This window comes from Bradyrhizobium sp. CCBAU 11386 (genome assembly GCF_028128955.1).
In the GTDB taxonomy this organism is placed as follows: Bacteria; Pseudomonadota; Alphaproteobacteria; order Rhizobiales; family Xanthobacteraceae; genus Bradyrhizobium.
Map to the genome: position 1 here is coordinate 24341 of NZ_LBKA01000210.1, position 17954 is coordinate 42294.

Consider the following 17954-nt stretch of genomic DNA (forward strand, 5'->3'; position numbering starts at 1 on the left):
ACCATGCCGTCGGCTTAGGCGCGCACAGCTTCGCGCGCAGAAAGAAGCTCGCGCGTGTCCGTAGTGATCCGGAATGGAATCCTATTCCGATCTCACGTACATCGCGGGACATCGATCGGCGGCCACTTCCAAGGGCATCACCCTCTGATCGCGCACCACGGGGTTGGGGGACCACATGGGGCGGGAGATTGAAGGCTGGGGCAAGGTGACGAGGTCCGGACTCCTAGGCACTCCGGACCTCGAAACTTTCTACATCGAACGCAAACGCGCCGCCGAGCTGATTCAGCCCGGCGGCGCGTTGTCGTTTCAGCGCGTCTCATCAATTCCAGCGCTTAGCGCGTTTGCGGCTCGATCGTCACCGTGCAGTCGTCCTGCCCTTGCGTCGCGACCACGATGTTGCCCGCCGGGACGCCGAGGGCGATCGGGGCTGACGAGCCGCCACCGGGCATCTGAACCGTCACGCTCAGGGAATCGGTGCGCGCGGTCGAGCCGACGGTCGTCGGCTCTGCTTCGGCCACGTTGCCTGAGGCGTCACGCCGCATGATGCGGCAATTCACGTTGCTCCCGCCGGCGGCCGCCGTGCTCGACGAGGCACTGCCGCTCATTTGCGCGCGGGCTCGCGACGGATCGCGCGGCACCTGGCTGACGATGCGATGCGTGCGCGGCTCTACAATGACGACGTCGTCATCGGTCGCGAAATATTCGTAGTCGCGATATCCGGGCTCGATCGACACGATCTCGGGCGGAAGCCGGTAGAGACGCACGCGCGGAGGGATCGTCTCGCCGACCCGGATCGAGATGTTCAGATTCCGCTCCGGCTGCGCCAGGCGTGCGCGGCTCACAGTTTCAGAGATCCGCACCTGTTTCTCGGAGGTCACCTGGACCTGCTGATTGACCTGCGTGTTGGTCTGGGTTGTCTGGTTGGCTTGATTGGTCTGCGTGCCCGTGGCGGCCGGAGCGGTCTGTGCATTGTTGGTCGGAGCCGTCCGGCTCGTGTCCGTCGCTGTTGCCGGCCGGTTGTTCTGTTGCGCCGGCGGTTGTTGCTCGGCATTGCGCGGAGGCTGGTTCTGGTTGCGCTCGTTCTGATTGGCCGTTGCGCCCGTGCGCTCGTTCTGCTGGCCAGCGGGGCCGGTCTTGGATTTCTCGGACTCGGCGGTTGATTTCTGCGGTGCGGACTTGTCCTGCTTCGTCTCAGCGCTGCTCTTTCCGCTGTCGCGTCCCTGTTTCGCACTCTCGGCCTCGCGGTTGCGATCGCGTGCGGGCTCGCGAGATTCTTGCGCCTGATCCTTCACCTTCGGTTCATTGTGCGTGGCAGCGCCGCCTTTTTCCTCGCGGCCCGCTCCCTGCAGTCTCTCCTGGGCGCCCTGCGCGCGGTCCTGAACGCGTTCCTGTACGCGTTCCTGGGCCGATCCACCGCGCTGCGGCGCGGCGCCTTTCGCCGGTTCCTCGGAACGTTTCGGCTCGTCTCTGCGCTCACCGGGCGCCTGAGCATAGGCGAAGCCGGATGCGAGCATGAGTCCGATGGCTGCAGTCGATAACATCAAATGCTTTGGCATAGTCCCTCTCCTCGGGAAATCACAACAACAGACGCGAACGTTCTGTCGGTGCGAAGGTTCCTGAGCAGGAACGAAGCCATTCACCAGTGAGCCGATCAGGTCGCGCTCACATCGCATCCTTCAGCGTCAGCCGTGCCGTGAACGTCACGCTGATCTTGCCGACCAGCGCCATGCCCTCGACTTCCGCGCCGCCGGGGAAATAGTCGCCGGAAAAGCCGCAGGTGACCTCCCTGCCTCCGAAGACGAGAGACCGGCCGACCGCTTCGGTGTGCTGATTGACGGTCATGTCGCCACGCCACTTCCCGTTCCGGAACGTGTAGCTGCCGGTGTAGTAGAAATAGCTGTCGCCGCCCATGATGCGTCCGTCGCAGAGCACGACCACGCCTCTCGCCTGCCCGCGCTTACCGTCCCGCATTTCGATGTCGAAGATGTAGAGGCCGTTGACGACGCTGGCCTCTTCACCCGCCTCTGAGCCTTCCCCGGCCGACATCAGATCGTCTCCCCGGCAATGTCGATCCGCCGCGCCATTCAGTTCGGTACGTTCCGCTCGAGATCCTCGAGCCATGCCGCAGCGCTCGAATCCGAGGGCGCGCGCCAGTCGCCGCGCGGCGACAGCGAGCCGCCGGCCGAAACCTTCGGGCCGTTCGGCATGGCCGAGCGCTTGAACTGGCTGAAGGCGAAGAAGCGGCGCAGGAACACTTCGAGCCAGCGGCGGATCTCGGGAAGATCGTAGGCCTTGCGCCGATCGTTCGGGAACGCTGGCGGCCATTCGCCCTTGGCGACATCCTTCCACGCCTGGAGCGCCATGAAGGCGATCTTGGACGGCCGCATGCCGAAGCGGAGCGTGTAGAACAGGTTGAAATCCTGGAGCTCGTAGGGGCCGACGGAAGCTTCGGTGCTCTGCGGTTTCTCGCCCGGCTTGACCGGAACCAGCTCGGGCGAGATTTCGGCCGACAGGATCGAGGCAAGCGTCCGGTTGACGTCGTCGCTGAACTGCTGCGAGGCGATCACCCAGCGGATCAGATGCTGGATCAGCGTCTTCGGCACGCCGGCATTGACGTTGTAATGCGCCATCTGGTCGCCGACGCCATAGGTGCACCAGCCCAGCGCGAGCTCGGAGAGATCGCCGGTTCCGATGACGATGCCGCCGTGATGGTTGGCGAGGCGGAACAGATAGTCCGTGCGCAGACCCGCCTGCACGTTCTCGAAGGTGACGTCGTAGACCTTCTCGCCCTTGCCGAAGGGATGGCCGATATCCTTCAACATCTGGGTCGCCGTGGTGCGGATGTCGAGCTCCTGCCAATTTGTCTGCAACGCCTTCATCAGCGCCAGCGCATTGCTCTTGCTCTCGCTGCCGGTGGCAAAGCCCGGCATGGTGTAGGCGAGGATGTTCTCGCGCGGCAGGCCGAGCAGGTCGACGGCCTTCGCGGCGACGATCAGCGCGTGGGTGGAATCGAGCCCGCCCGAGACGCCGATGACGACGCGCTTGGCGCCGGTCGCGCGCATGCGCTGCACGAGGCCGGCGACCTGGATGTTATAGGCCTCGTAGCAATCCTGCTCGAGCAGGCTCTCGTCACTCGGCACGAACGGAAAGCGCTCGACCTTGCGCAGGAAGCCGATGTCGGAGGCCGGCGGCTTCAGCGCGAACGTCACCTTGCGGAAGAACGCCTCACGCTGCCGGCGGTTGTCGTCGAACGTCCCCATCAAGGCGCGCTCCTGCCTGAGCAGGTCGAGATCGACGTCGGCGAACGTGATCTGGCCACCCTGGCGGAACCGCTCGCCCTCGGCCAGCAGCACGCCGTTCTCGTAGATCGAGGTCTGGCCATCCCAGGCCAGATCGGTGGTCGATTCCCCTGCCCCGGCGGCGGAATAGACGTAGGCCGCGAGACAGCGCGCCGAGGTCGACTGGCACAGCAGTGCGCGCGAGCGGGCCCGGCCGATCGTGATCGGGCTGCCCGAGAGGTTGATCAGCACGCTGGCGCCTGCGAGCGCGAGCTCCGAGGCCGGGGTCACCGGGATCCACATGTCCTCGCAGATCTCGACGCCGATGGTCAGGCCCGGAACGTCCTCTGCGGCGAACAGCAGATCGACGCCGAAGGGTGCGCGCAGATCGCCGATCGCGATCACCTCACCGGCGATGCCGGCGCCGGAGGCGAAATGGCGTCCCTCGTAGAATTCGCGGTAGGTCGGCAGGTAGCTCTTGGGCACCACGCCGAGCAAATTGCCGCGATGGATGATGACGGCGCAATTGTAGATGCGATGGCCAAAGCGCAGCGGCGCACCGACGATCAGGACGGTCATCAGCGCCGAGGAGGCCGCGACGATCGCGGCCAGCCCTCGCTCGACCGCGTCGAGCAGCGGGTCCTGCTTCACCAGATCTTCGATCGCATAGCCGGACAGGCACAGCTCGGGAAACACGGCAACCGCCGCCGACTGTTCGTGGCAGGCATTGGCCGCCGCCAGGATGGCCTTGGCATTGGCCGAGGGATCGGCGACGTGGGAGGTGGTCACGCAGGCTGCCACGCGCGCAAATCCATGGGCGTAGATCGAGTGGAAAGTCATCGAGCGCAGTACCTTTGATCACATTTCGGCCGGCCGCAGCCGTCAGCTCCGCACCCTATGTAGCCCATCGATCTGGCCCCGTGCAGGCCATCCGCCATCATGCATAACGGATTTGCGCCTCGCTCTGGCCGGCGAGCTCAGGCGCTGCGGGCCAGGACGCCGGTCAGATCGTTGCGCAGCCACTCGGCGATCCGGGGCCAGGCATGCGCGTGGGTTCGTGCGCCCATGAACAGGCCGAGATGATTGCTCGGCTCGGAGGCCGCTGCAATGAAGGCTGGCGGCGTGCCGACAAGGCCGGCGGTGGCGAGCGCCTGCCTCGCCGGCACCACTTCGTCGTCCAGCCCGGCCAGCAGGAAGATCGGCGCCTTGACGTCCTTCAGATCAATCGCGCGGCCGAGTGCCACGAAATTTCCGCCGGCAATCCGGTTCTCGCGGAAAATCCGGTTGACGATCTCGAGATAATAAGCGCCCGGCAGATCGAGCGTCTCCACATTCCACTGATCGAAGCGCGCGAGCAGCGCCGCGCCTTCCTCGTCGGATAGCCCCTTCTGCAAGGCGGCTGCGATATCCTCGCGGCTTGGCGTCCTGGACCAGAAGCGCAGCATCTCCTCGCCACTGACATTGCCGCCGCCACGCGCGACGAGCTGGTCGTAGACCATTTCCGGCGCGTTGCGGGCGAGCCGGGATAGCGCGGAATCGATCGACAGGTCGACCGGAGCGCCGACCAGGACCAGCCGCCGCACCTTGGCCGGAAAGCGCGCCGCGTAGAGCAGCGACAGCCAGCCGCCTTGGCACAGGCCGACGAGATCAACCGGCGCGCCGATCTCGTCGATGGCAACGTTGAGATCGGCAAGATAGCTGTCGATCGAGAGATAGCGCATGTCCGGGGTGGCCGAGCGCCAGTCGGTGAGATAGACCCGGTCGATGCCGCCATTTTGCAGCGACTGCACCACGCTGTGGCCGGGTGCGAAGTCGGCGATCAGGGCCCGATGCAGCGCGTAGGGTGCGCAGACCAGCGCCGGCTGGCCGGACCGGCGCTTCGTGCAGTCGCGCAGGCGCATGGTCGCAAGCTCCAGCGCGACCGCGTTGGGCGTCGTCCATGGCAGGCTGCTGTCGGCCGGCTCGGCCGGCCCGCGCTCCATCCACCAGAAACAGGCGTCCATGGCGAGCCGGGCGGCCGCAAACGGCCACAGCAGCGGATCGCCAGGAATTTGATCCCGCCCGCCCAGCTGTTTGCCCGTCTTCTCCGCCATGGCTATCTCGCGCTTCTCACAGGAATGCCTCGAAGCTGATCACGGAAATGCCGAGTTCGCCAAAGCTCCGATGGGCCGCCGCCACGGAACCGTCGAGGTCGATGCCACGGCAGGCATCCTCGATCACCACGACTTCGAACCCGGCCTTGCGGGCGTCCTCTGCCGAAAAGCGGACGCAGAAGTCGAGCGCGAGCCCCGCGACGAAGACGGTCTTCAACTCGCGCTCGCGCAAGTACCCGAGCAGGCCCGTCGGCGTCCTGTGGTCGTTCTCGAACAGGGCCGAATAGGAATCGATGCCGCGGCGAAAACCCTTGCGCACGACCAGGCTCGCCCGGGTGACGTCCAGCCCGCCATGGAATTCGGCGCCCGCCGTGCCCTGCACACAATGCGTCGGCCAGAGCACCTGGGTGCCGTAGTCCAGCTCGATGGTCTGGAACGGCTGCTTGCCCGCATGGTTCGCCGCGAAGGAGACGTGGTCGCCCGGATGCCAGTCCTGGGTCAGCACCACATTGGCGAATTTTTGGGCGATGCGGTTGATGGCTGGCACGACTTTCTCGCCACCGGGCACGGCCAGCGCCCCACCGGTGCAGAAATCGTTCTGCACGTCGATCACCAGCAGCACGTCGCGGTCGGAAATCTTCATCGCAAGGCCCCATTCCACCTGCCCGGCGCGACCAGCGCCGGACGCTCCCTGCAATGTCGATCTTCCGGCGCGGCTTCGCAACCACCGACTGCGTGTGGCCGTATCGCGCTGGCGGCCAGGATCGCCTCCAGGATGCAACGGTTTGGCCTCGTCCGTGTTGACTAGGCACAATCAAGCGAGGATTCTCAAACCGTCCGCAAACTGCGGATCGGATCAGGAGTGGAGGCAAAGGTTCCCGAAGGCCGGCAAGGCCGCGGCAACCAAAGGACCATGGATATCGGCAAGACAGGAAAAATTCTTCTCGCCGATATCGGCGGCACCAATGCGCGCTTTGCGCTGAGCCAAGGCGAACCGAGCAACGGCGACCAGACCGGACCAATCGACTATGTGAAGGTCGCCGACTTCCCGACCGTCCAGGAAGCCATTGTCGATGTGCTGGCGCGCCGGGCCGGCGGCGAGCCGCCCCAAAGAGCCGTGCTGGCCGTCGCGGGTCCCGTCACCAACAACCGCTGTGTCATGACCAACAGCCCCTGGGTCATCGACGGCAACGAGCTCCGGCCGACGCTCGGCTTCGACAGCGTTCATGTGCTCAACGATTTCGAAGTGGTCGCCTGGTCCCTGCCCGCCTTGCGGCCCGCCGATCTGATCCCGCTTGGCGGACAAGATGGCCTCCCCGGAGAACCGTTGCTGGTGGTCGGGCCCGGAACCGGCTTTGGCGTCTCTTGTCTGGTCGAACGGCATGGGGCGCGGCTGGCCGTCGTCACCGAGGCGGGCCACGCGACCCTGCCGGCAGAGAACGAGCGCGAGGAACGGGTGATCGCCTGCCTGCGCCGGCGTTTTGGCCATGTCTCCATCGAACGCGGCGCGCTATCGGGCTCGGGCTTGCAAAGCCTCTACGAGGCACTCGCGGAGATCGACGGCGCCCAGGTGCCGCACCGCGACGCGGCCGCCATCACCAAGGCGGCCCTGGACGGCAGCTGCCCGGTCAGCCGTGCGACGCTGGAGATGTTTTGCGCCATCCTGGGCTCGGTCGCGGGCAACCTCGCGGTGACCTTCGGTGCCCGCGGCGGCGTCTATATCGCCGGCGGGATCGTGCCGCGCTTCCCGGACTTCCTCGCAGCCTCAGCTTTCCGCGCACGCTTCGAAGCCAAGGGACGCTTCCAGGACTATTTGCGCAACATCCCGACCCGGCTGGTCACGAAGCCCGATGCCAGCTTCGTCGGCCTGAAGATGTTCGCCGAGCACAATGTGGATTGAGGCGCGAGCGCCCGGCTGCGCGGCTCCGGTAATTCACAGCTGATTGCAGCGCACGAACGGTTCCACGCAGGATCGTGCTTGCTCGTTTGCACCCGATGAGAAACAATCCCCTTTGAGTGTGTGGCGTAGTTGCGGGGGCGTGACATGCGTAAGCAGGATCTGGGCTTCGACTATCACCGCTATCACCGCCTGCTGACCGAGGCGGATGATGAGGACAAACGGCTGGCGCTGATCGAGCTCTTGATCGAGGAAAAGGCGCGAGACCGGCTGGCCGCCCAGCGCGCCTCGGATCGCGCCGCCATGACCGCCCATACCATCGCCACGGTGCTGAAGAACGGCCGCAACTGAGACTTGCGATTCCGCGCCGCGACGGCGCAAATCCGCGAGCCGGTTGCGATTCCGTTAACGATCCCTCGCAATCTCGCGTCAAACTTTTTGCTCTAAGAGTTCCCTCACCTGATGCAATTCAGGGATCAACAAAGGGGGGAATGAACATGAGCATGATTTCGCTCGCCGCAATGCCGGCCGCCGTCGAAACGCGTTTCGCCGCTTCTTCGTTCAAGACCATCTTGCTGTTCTGCTGCACGGGCCTCGTCGCCTCGTTCGGCCTGATGGCGCGCGGCATCGACCTCACCGCCGGCCTGATCTGAGAGCACGACGAATTCCTTCGTCGAATGGCCGCCCCTGACGGGCGGCCATTTTCGTCGGTGCGCTCAGCGCGGCGCCTTCGCCGTCGCTCAGTGCAGCGCCTTTGCCGTCGTTCAGTGCGGCGCCTTCGCCGTGGCTTCCGGGAACATCGAATCGATCATCGCCTTGAGCCGATCGATCGAAATCGGCTTGCGCAGGATCGGCCTGCGGCGGAGCAACGACGGCAGCAGTTCCGGCCCGTAGCCGGTGGCGAACAGAAACGGCTTGCCGCGGCGCTCGATCAGGTCGGCGACGGGATCGACGTAGAGCCCCATGAGGTTGATGTCGAGGATGGCGAGATCGTATTGCGCGGTCATCGCAAAGGCGCTCGCGTCCCGGACATTGTCCGCTTCCGCGACGACATGGTGGCCGAGTTCCTCCACCATGTCGGCCATCATCATCCGGATCAACGCCTCGTCTTCGACCAGGAAAACGGAGAGTCCGTCCGCCATATCAACCCCGCAGTCAGCTTGCGAAGCTAATCATACCCGAATTACGGAGAGGATTCACGAATTCGTGGCGGGCGCCGTTAATTCGGACGCCGGCGATCCGATTCAACTTGATCAATCCAATCCGCGCTCGTGGCTGAGGCGTACCATCTCCTGGATGAAGACCTGCTTCTGCTTGTCGTCGAGGCTCGAATAGAGCGGTTCGGCGGCATCGGCGACATTGCGCTGGTCGGCGGCCCGGTCGATCAGGAACTGCGCCTCGTTGCGCATCTGCTCGATGATGTCGTCGGGCGGATCCCGCTTGGCGCGCGCAACCCGAAGGTTGAGCCGCTCTGCACCATTATGCCCCAGGTAGTGCATGGCGCTGGAGAATCCGTACCAGTGCTTCTCCTGATCGGGGGTGAGATTCAGTTCGGTCTTGATCCGCTCGATATAGGAATCGCTGTTGGCGACGATCTGCTCGGCGCTCTGTTGCGGCGCGCCGCTCTGGGTGAGGACCGTGACGTCCTTGTTGTCCTGCGGCGCATTCTTGGCTTCCTTGCTCGCCTTGGCGCCCTTGCCCGCCTTGGCGCCCTTGGCATCCTTGTCCTTGCCCGCGCCCTGCTGCTTGGCGTCCTTGCTGGCGTCCTTGTTGGGGTCCTTGGCCGCCGGCGCCTGATTGCCATTGTTGCCGACGCCGAGCACGCCGGTGAAAACGCCGACCACGCCGCCGATCGCACCGCCGAGCACGCCACCGACCGGACCTGCCGCCTTGTTCCCGGCCGCCGCCCCCTCCTGAACGCCTTTGACCAATCCTTGAGCGTTCGCGACTGCGGCTGCGCCGAGCAGCAGCGCGAGCACGGACCCCAGCGCGAGCCATCGTCGCAGGTAAAGTCGCGCTGGCGGCGCCGGGTTGATCATTCTCGTCTCCATCGTCGAACTGATTGGCCTGTCCGGGTGGGAGCCACCCGCCGGTTGCAACACTATCGTTTCCGCCGCTTCGAGGTCCAGACGCAGCCAATTGCTGTCCACGCCCGAAAAGTCTTTCGTGCGAAGCGGTTATGCAGGCTTATTCGAAACTGCGGCGTAATTGCGCACGGATCGTTCCAGGCCGGTTCGCGTAACGTGTGCGTCGCAAAAGGAGCAGCCGCGGTTCACGTCCGGCGCGTGGCACCGCAGGCGCTGCCGCGCTTTCGGGCACAACGTTAGTTCTAGACGATCGCCATTCGGGCTTTCTCGACAGACGCGATCAATCATGATCTGATCGCGCTACCAATTTGCCGCGCTTCGCGTGACTTGCGATCGAATCTGACGGCACCAACGAGAAGCGTTCGACAAGAATTCCAACAAGAAACGCCAACAAGAAAATCAAGATCAAGACTCGGAAGAGTTAAGAGGAAACACCAGAACAATAAAACACCCAAGCGAGGAAACGAGATGTCACGCAAGACACTGACGCGACGTCAATTTGTGGCTGCCACTGCAATGTCCTCCGCGGCGCTGATCACGGCGCCCTATGTCCGGGGCGCTTACGCCGCCGGCAAAGTCTCGATCGGCTTCTGGGACCACTGGGTGCCCGGCGCCAACAATGCCTCCACCGCCCTCGTCAACGAGTGGGCGGCGAAGGAGAAGGTCGAAGTCTCGATCGATTACATCACCAGCAACAACAACAAGATCCAGCTCACGGTCGCTGCGGAAGCCCAGGCCAAATCCGGCCACGACATCCTGCAGATGCCGACCTGGTGGCCGCATGCCTATTCTGAAAATCTAGAGCCGCTCAACGACGTCATGGAGCCGCTCATCAAGCAGAACGGCGACGTCAACGGGACCGTCAAATATCTCGGCCAGGCCGGCGGCAAATGGCTCGCCATACCTGCGACTCCGGGCAGCCAGATCAAGGGGCCCTGCTCCCGTATCGATCTGATGAAGAAGCACGCCGGCATCGACGTCCAGGAAATGTATCCGGTGGGCGGGCCGCCGAAAGCCGACAACTGGACCCTGGACACGTTCCTGAAGGCGGCCGAGGCCTGCCAGAAGGGCGGGTTCCCCTTCGGTATCGGGCTCGGCGAAACCACCGACAGCGTCGACACTGCGGGCGCAATCTTCCAGTCGTTCGGAGCGGAGCTCGTCAACGCCAAGGGCGACGTCACGGTGAAGACCGACGCGGTTCGCCAGGCCCTCGAATACTACAAGAAGCTGATTGCCTTCCTGCCGCCGGACGCGCCGTCCTGGGATGACGCCTCGAACAACAAATGGCTGATCTCGGGCCGCGGCGCGATGATCCTGAACCCGCCGAGCGCCTGGGCCGTCGCCAAGCGCGACGCACCTCAGATCGCCGAACAATGCTGGACCCACGGCTTCCCCGCCGGGCCGAAGGGCCGCTACGCGCCCTATCTTCCCTACTTCTGGGGTCTCTGGAGCTTCAGCAAGAACAAGGAAGCCGCCAAGAGCCTCCTCACCTACCTGTCACAGCCGTCGTCGATCGAAAAGTTCGTCGCGGCAAGCGGCGGTTACGATCTGCCCGCCTATGCCAACATGACGACGCTGAAGACGTGGCAGGAGGAAGGACCGCCGAAAGGCACGCTCTATCACTATCCGAACCCGTACAACCATCAGACGCTGTCGATTGCAGCCTCGCCGGCACCGCCAAAGGTCGCGCAGCAGATCTACTTCCAGGCGACGCTGACAAAGATGGCGCTGCGTTTCTCGCAAGGCGAGAAGATGGAGACCACGCTCGCCTGGGCAGAGGGCGAGTGCGAAGGCTTCATGCGGAGTTAGCCGGGGGTGTGCGATGGCGGTTCACGCCTCGCGCGTGAGCCGCCGGGCACTCCTGGTTCCGGATCTGCCGCCGCAGGGAAGCCGACCGACAGGGCCGGCTTCCCGTTCAACATCCTTCAAGGAAGCTGTCTTCAAGGAAGTTATGTCATGGCTGACGTCGTCGTTGAGCAAGGTCGCGTGGTTCGTCCAGCGGGCGCCCGCAAACGCACCGGCCTCCGCAATGCCATGGGACGCAAATCGACGGTGGCGTTCTTCCTGACGCTGCCGCTGATCCTGCTGATCACGCTGCTCGTGCTCTATCCCGCCGTCTATTCCATCCACCTCGCCTCCCTGAACAAGTCGATGCAGAAATTCGTCGGCTTCGGCAACTTCACCTTCCTGTTCAATCGCGACACGTTCTGGATGGTGGTGAAGCAATCCTGCATCTTCGCGATCACCGCCGTGTTCTTCAAGGCGCTGATGGGCTTCATCGTCGCGCATTTCGTGCACAACATTCCGGCCAAGGGCCAGCGCAAATGGCGCGGCATGCTGCTGGTGCCCTGGGTCATCCCGCCGGCGATGAGCACGCTGGCCTGGCTGTGGCTGTTCGATCCGTCCTACAGCGCCTTCAACTACACGCTCTCCTTCTTCGGCATCGGCCCCATCAACTGGCTCGGCGATACCTTGTGGGCGCGTTTTTCCGTCATTCTCGTCAACGTCTGGTACGGCGCGCCGTTCTTCATGATCATGTACCTGGCGGCGCTGAAATCGGTGCCGGACCAGCTCTATGAGGCTGCCGCGATCGACGGTGCCAATTGGTGGCAGAAGATCTGGTTCATCACCCTTCCGATGATGCGCAACATCATCGCCATCACCACCCTGTTCTCGCTCATCGTCACCTTCGCCAATTTCGATATCGTCCGGATCCTGACGTCGGGCGGTCCGCTGGATCGAACCCACATCTTTGCGACCTGGGCCTTCAAGGTCGGCATCGAGGGCAGCGACATTCCGCTCGGCGCCAGCGTCTCGCTGTTCATGGTCCCGATCCTCGCCGTCGCGGCGATCTTCATCCTACGCGATGTCTCCAAACGCGGGAACGAAGCCTGATGAGCACGCTCGCAATCGACAAGTCAGGACCGACGCGCAAGGTCAAATATGGCAGCATGAGCCGCGACCGCGCCTGGGCGCTGCGCTGGTCCTACTTCTTCCTCGTGCTGTTCGCGATCTTCTCGCTGACGCCGCCGCTCTACATGCTGATCACGTCGCTCAAGAGCAGCGCGGAGATATCGGCAGCGACCAATCCCTGGTGGGTGTTCCACCCCACGCTGTCGAACTATGTCGAGCTTTTGACCTCGAACCAGTTCCTGCGGTTCTTCTGGAATTCGTCGATGGTCTCGATCGTGGTCGTGATCATCACCATGCTGATCAGCATCCCGTCGGCCTTTGCGCTGGCGCGGATGAAGTTCTGGGGCTCGACGACGCTCGCCACCGGCGTGTTTCTCACCTACCTGATTCCCGACAGCCTGCTGTTCATTCCGCTGTTCAAGATGCTCGCTGCCGTCCAGGACATCACTGGAATCACGCTACTCAACCGATGGTACGTGCTGCTGTTCGTCTATCCGACGCTGACGGTGCCGTTCTGCACCTGGATCATGATCGGCTATTTCGCCTCGATCCCGAAGGAGCTCGATGAGGCTGCGATCATCGACGGCGCCTCCTGGCTCCAGACCCTGACGCGGATCTTCATCCCCGTCGCCCTGCCCGGCCTGATCGCCGCGACCATCTTCGCCTTCACGGTGTCCTGGGCACAGTTCCTCTATCCCCTGGTGTTCACGACGTCGATCGATCAGCTCGTGCTGCCGGTCGGCATCACCACCACGCTGATCAAGGGCGATGTCTTCAACTGGGGGCAGATCATGACGGGCGCATTGCTCGGCGCGGCGCCGCCGCTGATCATCTATGCCTTCCTGATGGACTACTACATTGCCGGCCTGACCGCCGGCGCGACAAAGGGTTGATGTCTCATGGCTGACGTTGCATTGCGGAAGGTGGTCAAGCGTTACGACGATGTCGAAGCCGTGCGCGGCATCGACCTGGATATCGCCGACCATGAGTTCATCGTGCTGGTGGGGCCCTCGGGCTGCGGCAAGTCGACGACGCTGCGCATGATCGCAGGCCTCGAGGACATCAGCGACGGCGACATCATGATCGGCGGCGACGTCGTCAACGACGTGCCGCCGAAGGACCGCGACATCGCAATGGTGTTCCAGAACTACGCGCTGTACCCGCACATGACGGTCGCCGAGAACATGTCGTTCGGGCTGCGCCTGAAGCACTATCCCAAGGCGGAGATCAAGGCGCGGGTGACGGAAGCCGCACGGCTCCTCGACATCACCGACCTGATCGACCGCAAGCCGAAGCAGCTCTCCGGCGGCCAGCGCCAGCGCGTCGCGATGGGGCGCGCCATCGTGCGCAATCCAAAGGTCTTCCTGTTCGACGAGCCGCTGTCCAATCTCGACGCCAAGCTGCGCGTGCAGATGCGGATCGAGATCAAGAAGGTGCACCAGAAGGTCCGCACCACCACGGTCTACGTCACCCACGACCAGGTCGAGGCGATGACGCTGGCCGATCGCGTGGTGGTGATGAACAAGGGGCGCATCGAGCAGATCGGCACGCCGAACGAGCTCTACCACAAGCCGGCGACGCGCTTCGTCGCGGGCTTCATCGGCTCGCCGGCGATGAACTTCATCCCGTGCCGGCTGGAGGACGTCGGCGGCACGCTCCAGATCCGCCTCACCGATCGCATCGCCTTTGCGCTGCCGCCGGCCCGCGCCGCGCGCTACAACGCGCTGCCGCGCACCGACAAGCTGCTGCTCGGCCTCCGGCCCGAGCACCTCACCGAGGCGCATGCGCATCTGGGGCCGGGCGTCGAGACCTTCGACACCGTGCTCGACGTCACCGAGCCGATGGGGATGGAGACCCTGGTCTATTTCGGGCTCGAAGGCACGCCGGTCTGCGGCCGCGTCGATCCCAATGCCGGCGCCAAGGACGGGGCACCCATGCGTTTGGCGATGGACCTCAACAATATGCACCTGCTAAACGAAGACTCCGGCGTCGTGTTGTGACGCCGGCCTAAGAAACGCGAGCAGGCGGGGAGCGATGGCGACCAACAAGAAGAAGATTTTCGTTACACAAACTTTGTCGCAAGGGGCCCGCGCCCTCCTCACCCAGCGAGACGATATCGAGCTCGTCGAATTTGCGAACCTGATCTCGGCGAAGGATTTCGAGGCCCTGCTGAAGAGCCATGCCCCGGTCCATGGCGTGGCGCTCGGCGCCACCGCGTTCGGCGAGACCGAGCTCGAGGCATCCGGGGACATGAAGGTCGTGACCCGCATCGGCGTCGGCTACGACGCGGTCGACGTCCCCGCCCTCTCCCGCCGCAAGGTGCCGCTGATGGTCGCCGGCAGCGCGAACTCACCCTCGGTCGCCGAACAGGCGCTGTTCATGATGCTGACACTGGCAAAACGCGCGCAGGAGATGCACGCCTGCGTCAGGGACGGCAAATGGGCCGACCGGCTCGGCATGCTGCCGTTCGATCTCTACGGCAAGACCGTGCTGATCATCGGCTTCGGCCGCATCGGGAGCCGCACCGCCAAGCGCTGCCTGGCGATGGAAATGAAGGTACAAGTCTACGATCCCTACAAGCCCGCCGCCGAGATCAAGGCCGCCGGCTGTGAGCCCGTCGCCGATCTCGACGCTGCGTTGCCCCATGCCGACTTCGTCACCATCCATTGTCCGAAGACGCCGGAAACGGTCGGCCTGTTCGACGCAGCCCGGATCGGCCGGATGAAGCCGAGATCCTATCTCATCAACACCGCGCGCGGCGGCATCGTGAAGGAAGCGGCGCTGTACGACGCGCTCACGTCCGGAAAGCTCGCCGGCGCCGGCATCGACGTGTTCGAGGTGGAGCCGCCGCCGGTCAGCAATGCGCTGTTCGCGCTGCCCAACGTCATTATGGCGCCGCATGTCGCCGGCGTCACGGTCGAGTCGGTGAGCCGCATGAGCGAGCAGACCGCGCGCAACATCCTGAGCGTTCTGGACGGCGATCCCATCCGGCAGAACGTGATCAATCAGGACGTGCTGGGCTGAGCAGACCGCAAGGCGGGCGGCTAAAGCGCGATGAATCGTCATCGCGCTTTAGATTATTGTTTGAGCTTTTCGGAAAACCGCTGCGCACTTTTCCGGATCATGCGTTAGTCCGCCCGCCTTCGGAACGCCAGAATGCGTCCCATTTTGGTGCAGATCGAGCCCCAACTCAGCCTCAATCAAACCCGCGTAATAAGCCGAGCCGCGGCGGCAGTGGGACAAACTTGCCGGCCGCGTCGAGCTGGAGGATGGACCCTTGTCAGAAATCGACCCGACCGACCACGCGCTGGCGACCATCGCCAGCATCCTGGAGCACCCCGAGCCCGTTCTCGTCGTCCGCGACGCCGAAACGGAAACGGCGGCTGCCGATGAGGATTCGGTCGTCGACGAGCATCCGGTTGCCGATGAGCATCCGGTGGTCGAGGAGCAGCCGCTGGTGCCGGAGCACACCGATGCCGACGGCTACAGCAAGGTCGGTCCCGGGCCGATGGTTGCGATCCGCCTCAAATGGACGGTCCACCGCGGCGATGACGGCCAGTACTACGTCCACGAGACCATCGGCGAGCAGTCCGCGCCGGTCATCAGCGGCCCCATGACGAGCGACGCCGCCGTGCATTTCGTCGACACGCACGAGGACGAGGCGCATCGGCGGTTCGAGCTGCTGCGCAGCGAGATCGCCGGCCGCAGCTCGCTCGCCGAGTTCGAGCGCAAGGGCGAAGCCTAAAGCGCGATCTAGTGCTCGCGCGGGCCGAGAAAATCCCGCTTCACGAGCTCAACGCCTGCGTGACGCAACAGGTCGTAGGCGGTCGTGACGTGAAAGAAGAACTGCGGCACGCTGAACGTCAGCAGCAGCGTCCGCCCGGTGAAGGGCAGCTCGGTCCCGTTCTTCAGCCTGAAGAAGACATTCTGCTCCGCAGCCGCATCGATCTCGGCCCGCGGCAGGCCCTCGATGAACTCAATTGACGTTGCGATGCGCGCCTGGAGCCCGGCCATGTCGTGCTCCAGCGCCGGCAGCGTCACCGGCTCGCGCTGCGCCAGCAAGGCCGGAGCGACCGTGGCATGACGGCAGGCCTCGCCGACCTGCTGCGCCAGATCGTACATATTCGGCGCCAACCGCATGCCGAGCAGGACCGCCGGGTTGAACTTGCGGTCTCGGCGTAGGCCACGCCCTTGTCCAGCAGCGCGGACAGATTGCGCAAGTACGGAACGAAGAGGCCGACCGAGGCCTCGTGCATCGAGATCGTCACTTTAAGATTCCTCCCAATTCCGTCTCGCCAGCGACTGGCATCTGGTCTAAATCCACGTCCGAAGAGCTGCACAATGACAGCTCGGGCTTGGGTGGAGAAGAGATGACCGTTCGATTCCTGTCGGCTTTGGCTGTGGCGTTGCTGGTGAACCTTTCGGCCCATGCACAGCAGGCGGCGCCCTCGCGCCTCGACGAGATCGTCAAGCGCGGCACGCTGCGCGTCGGCATGACCGGCGACTACAAGCCCTTCACCTATCTGGACAAGGCCACGCAGCAGTTCAGCGGCTTCGACGTCGACATGGCGGAGGCGCTCGGCAAGGCGCTCGGCGTCAAGGTCGAATTCGTGCCGACGGCCTGGCCGAAGCTGATGAAGGATTTCGAGGCCGACCAGTTCGACATCGCGATGGGCGGCGTCTCGGTCACGCTCGACCGGCAGAAGAAGGGCTTCTTCTCGATACCGATCATGCGCGAGGGCAAGACCCCGATCGCGCGCTGCGCCGACGTCGGCAAGTACCAGACGCTCCCTGACATCGACAAGAAGGGCACCCGCGTCATCGTCAATCCCGGCGGCACCAACGAGCGCTTCGCGCGTGCCAACATCAAGGATGCCGACATCACCGTCTTCCCCGACAACACCGTGATCTTCGACGAGATCGCCAAGGGCAATGCCGACCTGATGATGACGGACGCTTCCGAGACGCGCTACCAGCAGAAGCAGCATGCCGGCGTGCTGTGCGCAGTGCATCCGGAAAAACCGTTCGACTTCTCCGAGAAGGCCTATTGGCTCCAGCGCGACATGGCGCTGAAGGCCTTCGTCGACCAGTGGCTGCACATTTCCATGGAGGACGGCAGCTACAGGAAGATCTACGCCGCCTGGTTCGACTAGAGCGTTTTTCCGGCTCCATCGGAACGGGCTCCAGGCCGCGTCCTCCTGTCGCTGCTTCGGCCAAGTTGTGGACGGGTTCCGGGTTCATTGAACCCGAACCTGCCGGAGCACGACTCATACGGATGAAAGTGATCTAGATCACTTTTTGCGATCGAGCCGGGGCGTAAGCGTCGGTCCGGGGACCATCTGTTCAGGAGACGCGAAATGAGGAAGCTGTTGGCCACGGCCGCATTCCTGTTGGTGAGCACCGCTGCGCAAGCGCAGTACACTTTCGAATATGGCGGGCGCACCATCCGCATCGATCCCGACCGGGGCACGGTGTCGATTCCCGGCGTCTATGACAACACGGGCCAGGGCAAGGCCAAGAAGGCCAAGAAGAACGAGACAAGTCCGGGCCAGCAGGCGCCGCAAGAGGCCAAGGCCGATCCGCAAGCCCCGGCTGCTCCTGTGCCGGCACCTGCTCCCGTTGCAGCGCCGTCCGCAGCCGCAGCGCCGCCGCCCGCTCCGCCGCCCCCGCCGGCTTCACCGCCGAC

Annotated in this window: 17 protein-coding genes and 2 pseudogenes; 11 read left to right on the forward strand and 8 right to left on the reverse strand. The window is 64.1% G+C overall.

Annotated elements, in window-relative coordinates:
• Positions 1–332: 332 nt before the first annotated feature.
• From XI09_RS16590 to pncA, 5 genes are all read right to left on the reverse strand, one after another.
• Complete coding sequence (locus XI09_RS16590) at positions 333–1514, reverse strand: DUF1236 domain-containing protein (protein WP_271567770.1); 1182 nt, start codon at positions 1512–1514, stop codon at positions 333–335.
• 148 nt (positions 1515–1662) lie between these two features.
• Positions 1663–2046, reverse strand: a complete 384-nt coding sequence (locus XI09_RS16595; protein ID WP_271567771.1) for a GrlR family regulatory protein — start codon at positions 2044–2046, stop codon at positions 1663–1665.
• A gap of 38 nt (positions 2047–2084) precedes the next feature.
• The gene (locus XI09_RS16600; RefSeq protein ID WP_271567772.1) at positions 2085–4118 is read right to left on the reverse strand and encodes an NAD(+) synthase; all 2034 of its coding nucleotides are present in this window, start codon (positions 4116–4118) and stop codon (positions 2085–2087) included.
• Between the two features lie 137 nt (positions 4119–4255).
• A complete protein-coding gene (locus tag XI09_RS16605) occupies positions 4256–5371 on the reverse strand; it encodes an alpha/beta fold hydrolase (protein WP_271567773.1) in 1116 nt (371 codons plus the stop codon).
• Positions 5372–5387: 16 nt separating this feature from the next.
• Positions 5388–6014, reverse strand: coding sequence for a bifunctional nicotinamidase/pyrazinamidase (pncA, locus tag XI09_RS16610; RefSeq protein WP_271567774.1), 627 nt, complete (start codon positions 6012–6014; stop codon positions 5388–5390).
• A 270-nt stretch (positions 6015–6284) separates the two neighbouring features.
• Here pncA and glk point away from each other — a divergent pair, with 270 nt between their 5' ends.
• From glk to XI09_RS16625, 3 genes are all read left to right on the forward strand, one after another.
• Positions 6285–7271: a glucokinase gene (gene glk / locus XI09_RS16615; protein ID WP_271567784.1), complete on the forward strand. Its 987-nt coding sequence runs from the start codon at positions 6285–6287 to the stop codon at positions 7269–7271.
• Between the two features lie 144 nt (positions 7272–7415).
• On the forward strand, positions 7416–7619 hold the full coding sequence (locus XI09_RS16620) for a hypothetical protein (RefSeq protein WP_271567775.1): 204 nt from the start codon (positions 7416–7418) through the stop codon (positions 7617–7619).
• Between the two features lie 146 nt (positions 7620–7765).
• Positions 7766–7921 (forward strand): hypothetical protein, encoded by a 156-nt coding sequence (locus tag XI09_RS16625; RefSeq protein ID WP_177233960.1) that lies wholly within the window; start codon positions 7766–7768, stop codon positions 7919–7921.
• A 111-nt stretch (positions 7922–8032) separates the two neighbouring features.
• Here XI09_RS16625 and XI09_RS16630 read toward each other — a convergent pair whose 3' ends face one another.
• Together XI09_RS16630 and XI09_RS16635 are read right to left on the reverse strand one after the other, a co-directional pair.
• On the reverse strand, positions 8033–8410 hold the full coding sequence (locus XI09_RS16630; RefSeq protein WP_271567776.1) for a response regulator: 378 nt from the start codon (positions 8408–8410) through the stop codon (positions 8033–8035).
• Between the two features lie 111 nt (positions 8411–8521).
• Entirely contained in the window at positions 8522–9307 is a 786-nt protein-coding gene (locus XI09_RS16635; RefSeq protein WP_271567777.1) for a Spy/CpxP family protein refolding chaperone, read from the reverse strand.
• Positions 9308–9823: 516 nt separating this feature from the next.
• Between XI09_RS16635 and XI09_RS16640 the strand changes: the two genes are divergently transcribed.
• From XI09_RS16640 to XI09_RS16665, 6 genes are all read left to right on the forward strand, one after another.
• The gene (locus tag XI09_RS16640) at positions 9824–11164 is read left to right on the forward strand and encodes an ABC transporter substrate-binding protein (RefSeq protein WP_271567778.1); all 1341 of its coding nucleotides are present in this window, start codon (positions 9824–9826) and stop codon (positions 11162–11164) included.
• A gap of 147 nt (positions 11165–11311) precedes the next feature.
• The gene (locus tag XI09_RS16645) at positions 11312–12250 is read left to right on the forward strand and encodes a carbohydrate ABC transporter permease (RefSeq protein WP_271567779.1); all 939 of its coding nucleotides are present in this window, start codon (positions 11312–11314) and stop codon (positions 12248–12250) included.
• Positions 12250–13161 carry a carbohydrate ABC transporter permease gene (locus XI09_RS16650; protein WP_092181768.1) on the forward strand — a complete coding sequence of 304 codons (912 nt, stop codon included), beginning with the start codon at positions 12250–12252 and terminating at the stop codon, positions 13159–13161. Before XI09_RS16645 ends, XI09_RS16650 begins: the two co-directional genes overlap by 1 nt.
• A gap of 6 nt (positions 13162–13167) precedes the next feature.
• Entirely contained in the window at positions 13168–14268 is a 1101-nt protein-coding gene (locus XI09_RS16655; RefSeq protein ID WP_092181765.1) for an ABC transporter ATP-binding protein, read from the forward strand.
• Positions 14269–14302: 34 nt separating this feature from the next.
• Positions 14303–15292 carry a hydroxyacid dehydrogenase gene (locus tag XI09_RS16660; RefSeq protein WP_271567780.1) on the forward strand — a complete coding sequence of 330 codons (990 nt, stop codon included), beginning with the start codon at positions 14303–14305 and terminating at the stop codon, positions 15290–15292.
• 253 nt (positions 15293–15545) lie between these two features.
• Positions 15546–16013 carry a hypothetical protein gene (locus XI09_RS16665; protein WP_271567781.1) on the forward strand — a complete coding sequence of 156 codons (468 nt, stop codon included), beginning with the start codon at positions 15546–15548 and terminating at the stop codon, positions 16011–16013.
• A gap of 8 nt (positions 16014–16021) precedes the next feature.
• On the opposite strand, the pseudogene XI09_RS16670 reads toward XI09_RS16665, so the two are convergent.
• Positions 16022–16524, reverse strand: a pseudogene (locus XI09_RS16670) (DUF1993 domain-containing protein).
• Between the two features lie 114 nt (positions 16525–16638).
• Here XI09_RS16670 and XI09_RS16675 point away from each other — a divergent pair.
• Together XI09_RS16675 and XI09_RS16680 are read left to right on the forward strand one after the other, a co-directional pair.
• Positions 16639–17421 (forward strand): transporter substrate-binding domain-containing protein, encoded by a 783-nt coding sequence (locus tag XI09_RS16675; RefSeq protein ID WP_271567782.1) that lies wholly within the window; start codon positions 16639–16641, stop codon positions 17419–17421.
• Positions 17422–17625: 204 nt separating this feature from the next.
• A pseudogene (locus tag XI09_RS16680) lies at positions 17626–17954 on the forward strand (DUF2147 domain-containing protein); the annotation flags it as partial.

Coding starts and splice junctions, on each gene's coding strand:
- XI09_RS16660 (WP_271567780.1), top strand. CDS start 14,303: ATGGCGACCAACAAGAAGAAGATTTTCGTTACACAAACTTTGTCGCAA.
- glk (WP_271567784.1), top strand. CDS start 6,285: ATGGATATCGGCAAGACAGGAAAAATTCTTCTCGCCGATATCGGCGGC.
- XI09_RS16595 (WP_271567771.1), bottom strand. CDS start 2,046: ATGTCGGCCGGGGAAGGCTCAGAGGCGGGTGAAGAGGCCAGCGTCGTC.
- XI09_RS16675 (WP_271567782.1), top strand. CDS start 16,639: ATGACCGTTCGATTCCTGTCGGCTTTGGCTGTGGCGTTGCTGGTGAAC.
- XI09_RS16645 (WP_271567779.1), top strand. CDS start 11,312: ATGGCTGACGTCGTCGTTGAGCAAGGTCGCGTGGTTCGTCCAGCGGGC.
- XI09_RS16625 (WP_177233960.1), top strand. CDS start 7,766: ATGAGCATGATTTCGCTCGCCGCAATGCCGGCCGCCGTCGAAACGCGT.
- XI09_RS16640 (WP_271567778.1), top strand. CDS start 9,824: ATGTCACGCAAGACACTGACGCGACGTCAATTTGTGGCTGCCACTGCA.
- XI09_RS16605 (WP_271567773.1), bottom strand. CDS start 5,371: ATGGCGGAGAAGACGGGCAAACAGCTGGGCGGGCGGGATCAAATTCCT.
- XI09_RS16590 (WP_271567770.1), bottom strand. CDS start 1,514: ATGCTCGCATCCGGCTTCGCCTATGCTCAGGCGCCCGGTGAGCGCAGA.
- XI09_RS16635 (WP_271567777.1), bottom strand. CDS start 9,307: ATGATCAACCCGGCGCCGCCAGCGCGACTTTACCTGCGACGATGGCTC.
- XI09_RS16630 (WP_271567776.1), bottom strand. CDS start 8,410: ATGGCGGACGGACTCTCCGTTTTCCTGGTCGAAGACGAGGCGTTGATC.
- XI09_RS16650 (WP_092181768.1), top strand. CDS start 12,250: ATGAGCACGCTCGCAATCGACAAGTCAGGACCGACGCGCAAGGTCAAA.
- pncA (WP_271567774.1), bottom strand. CDS start 6,014: ATGAAGATTTCCGACCGCGACGTGCTGCTGGTGATCGACGTGCAGAAC.
- XI09_RS16620 (WP_271567775.1), top strand. CDS start 7,416: ATGCGTAAGCAGGATCTGGGCTTCGACTATCACCGCTATCACCGCCTG.
- XI09_RS16655 (WP_092181765.1), top strand. CDS start 13,168: ATGGCTGACGTTGCATTGCGGAAGGTGGTCAAGCGTTACGACGATGTC.
- XI09_RS16600 (WP_271567772.1), bottom strand. CDS start 4,118: ATGACTTTCCACTCGATCTACGCCCATGGATTTGCGCGCGTGGCAGCC.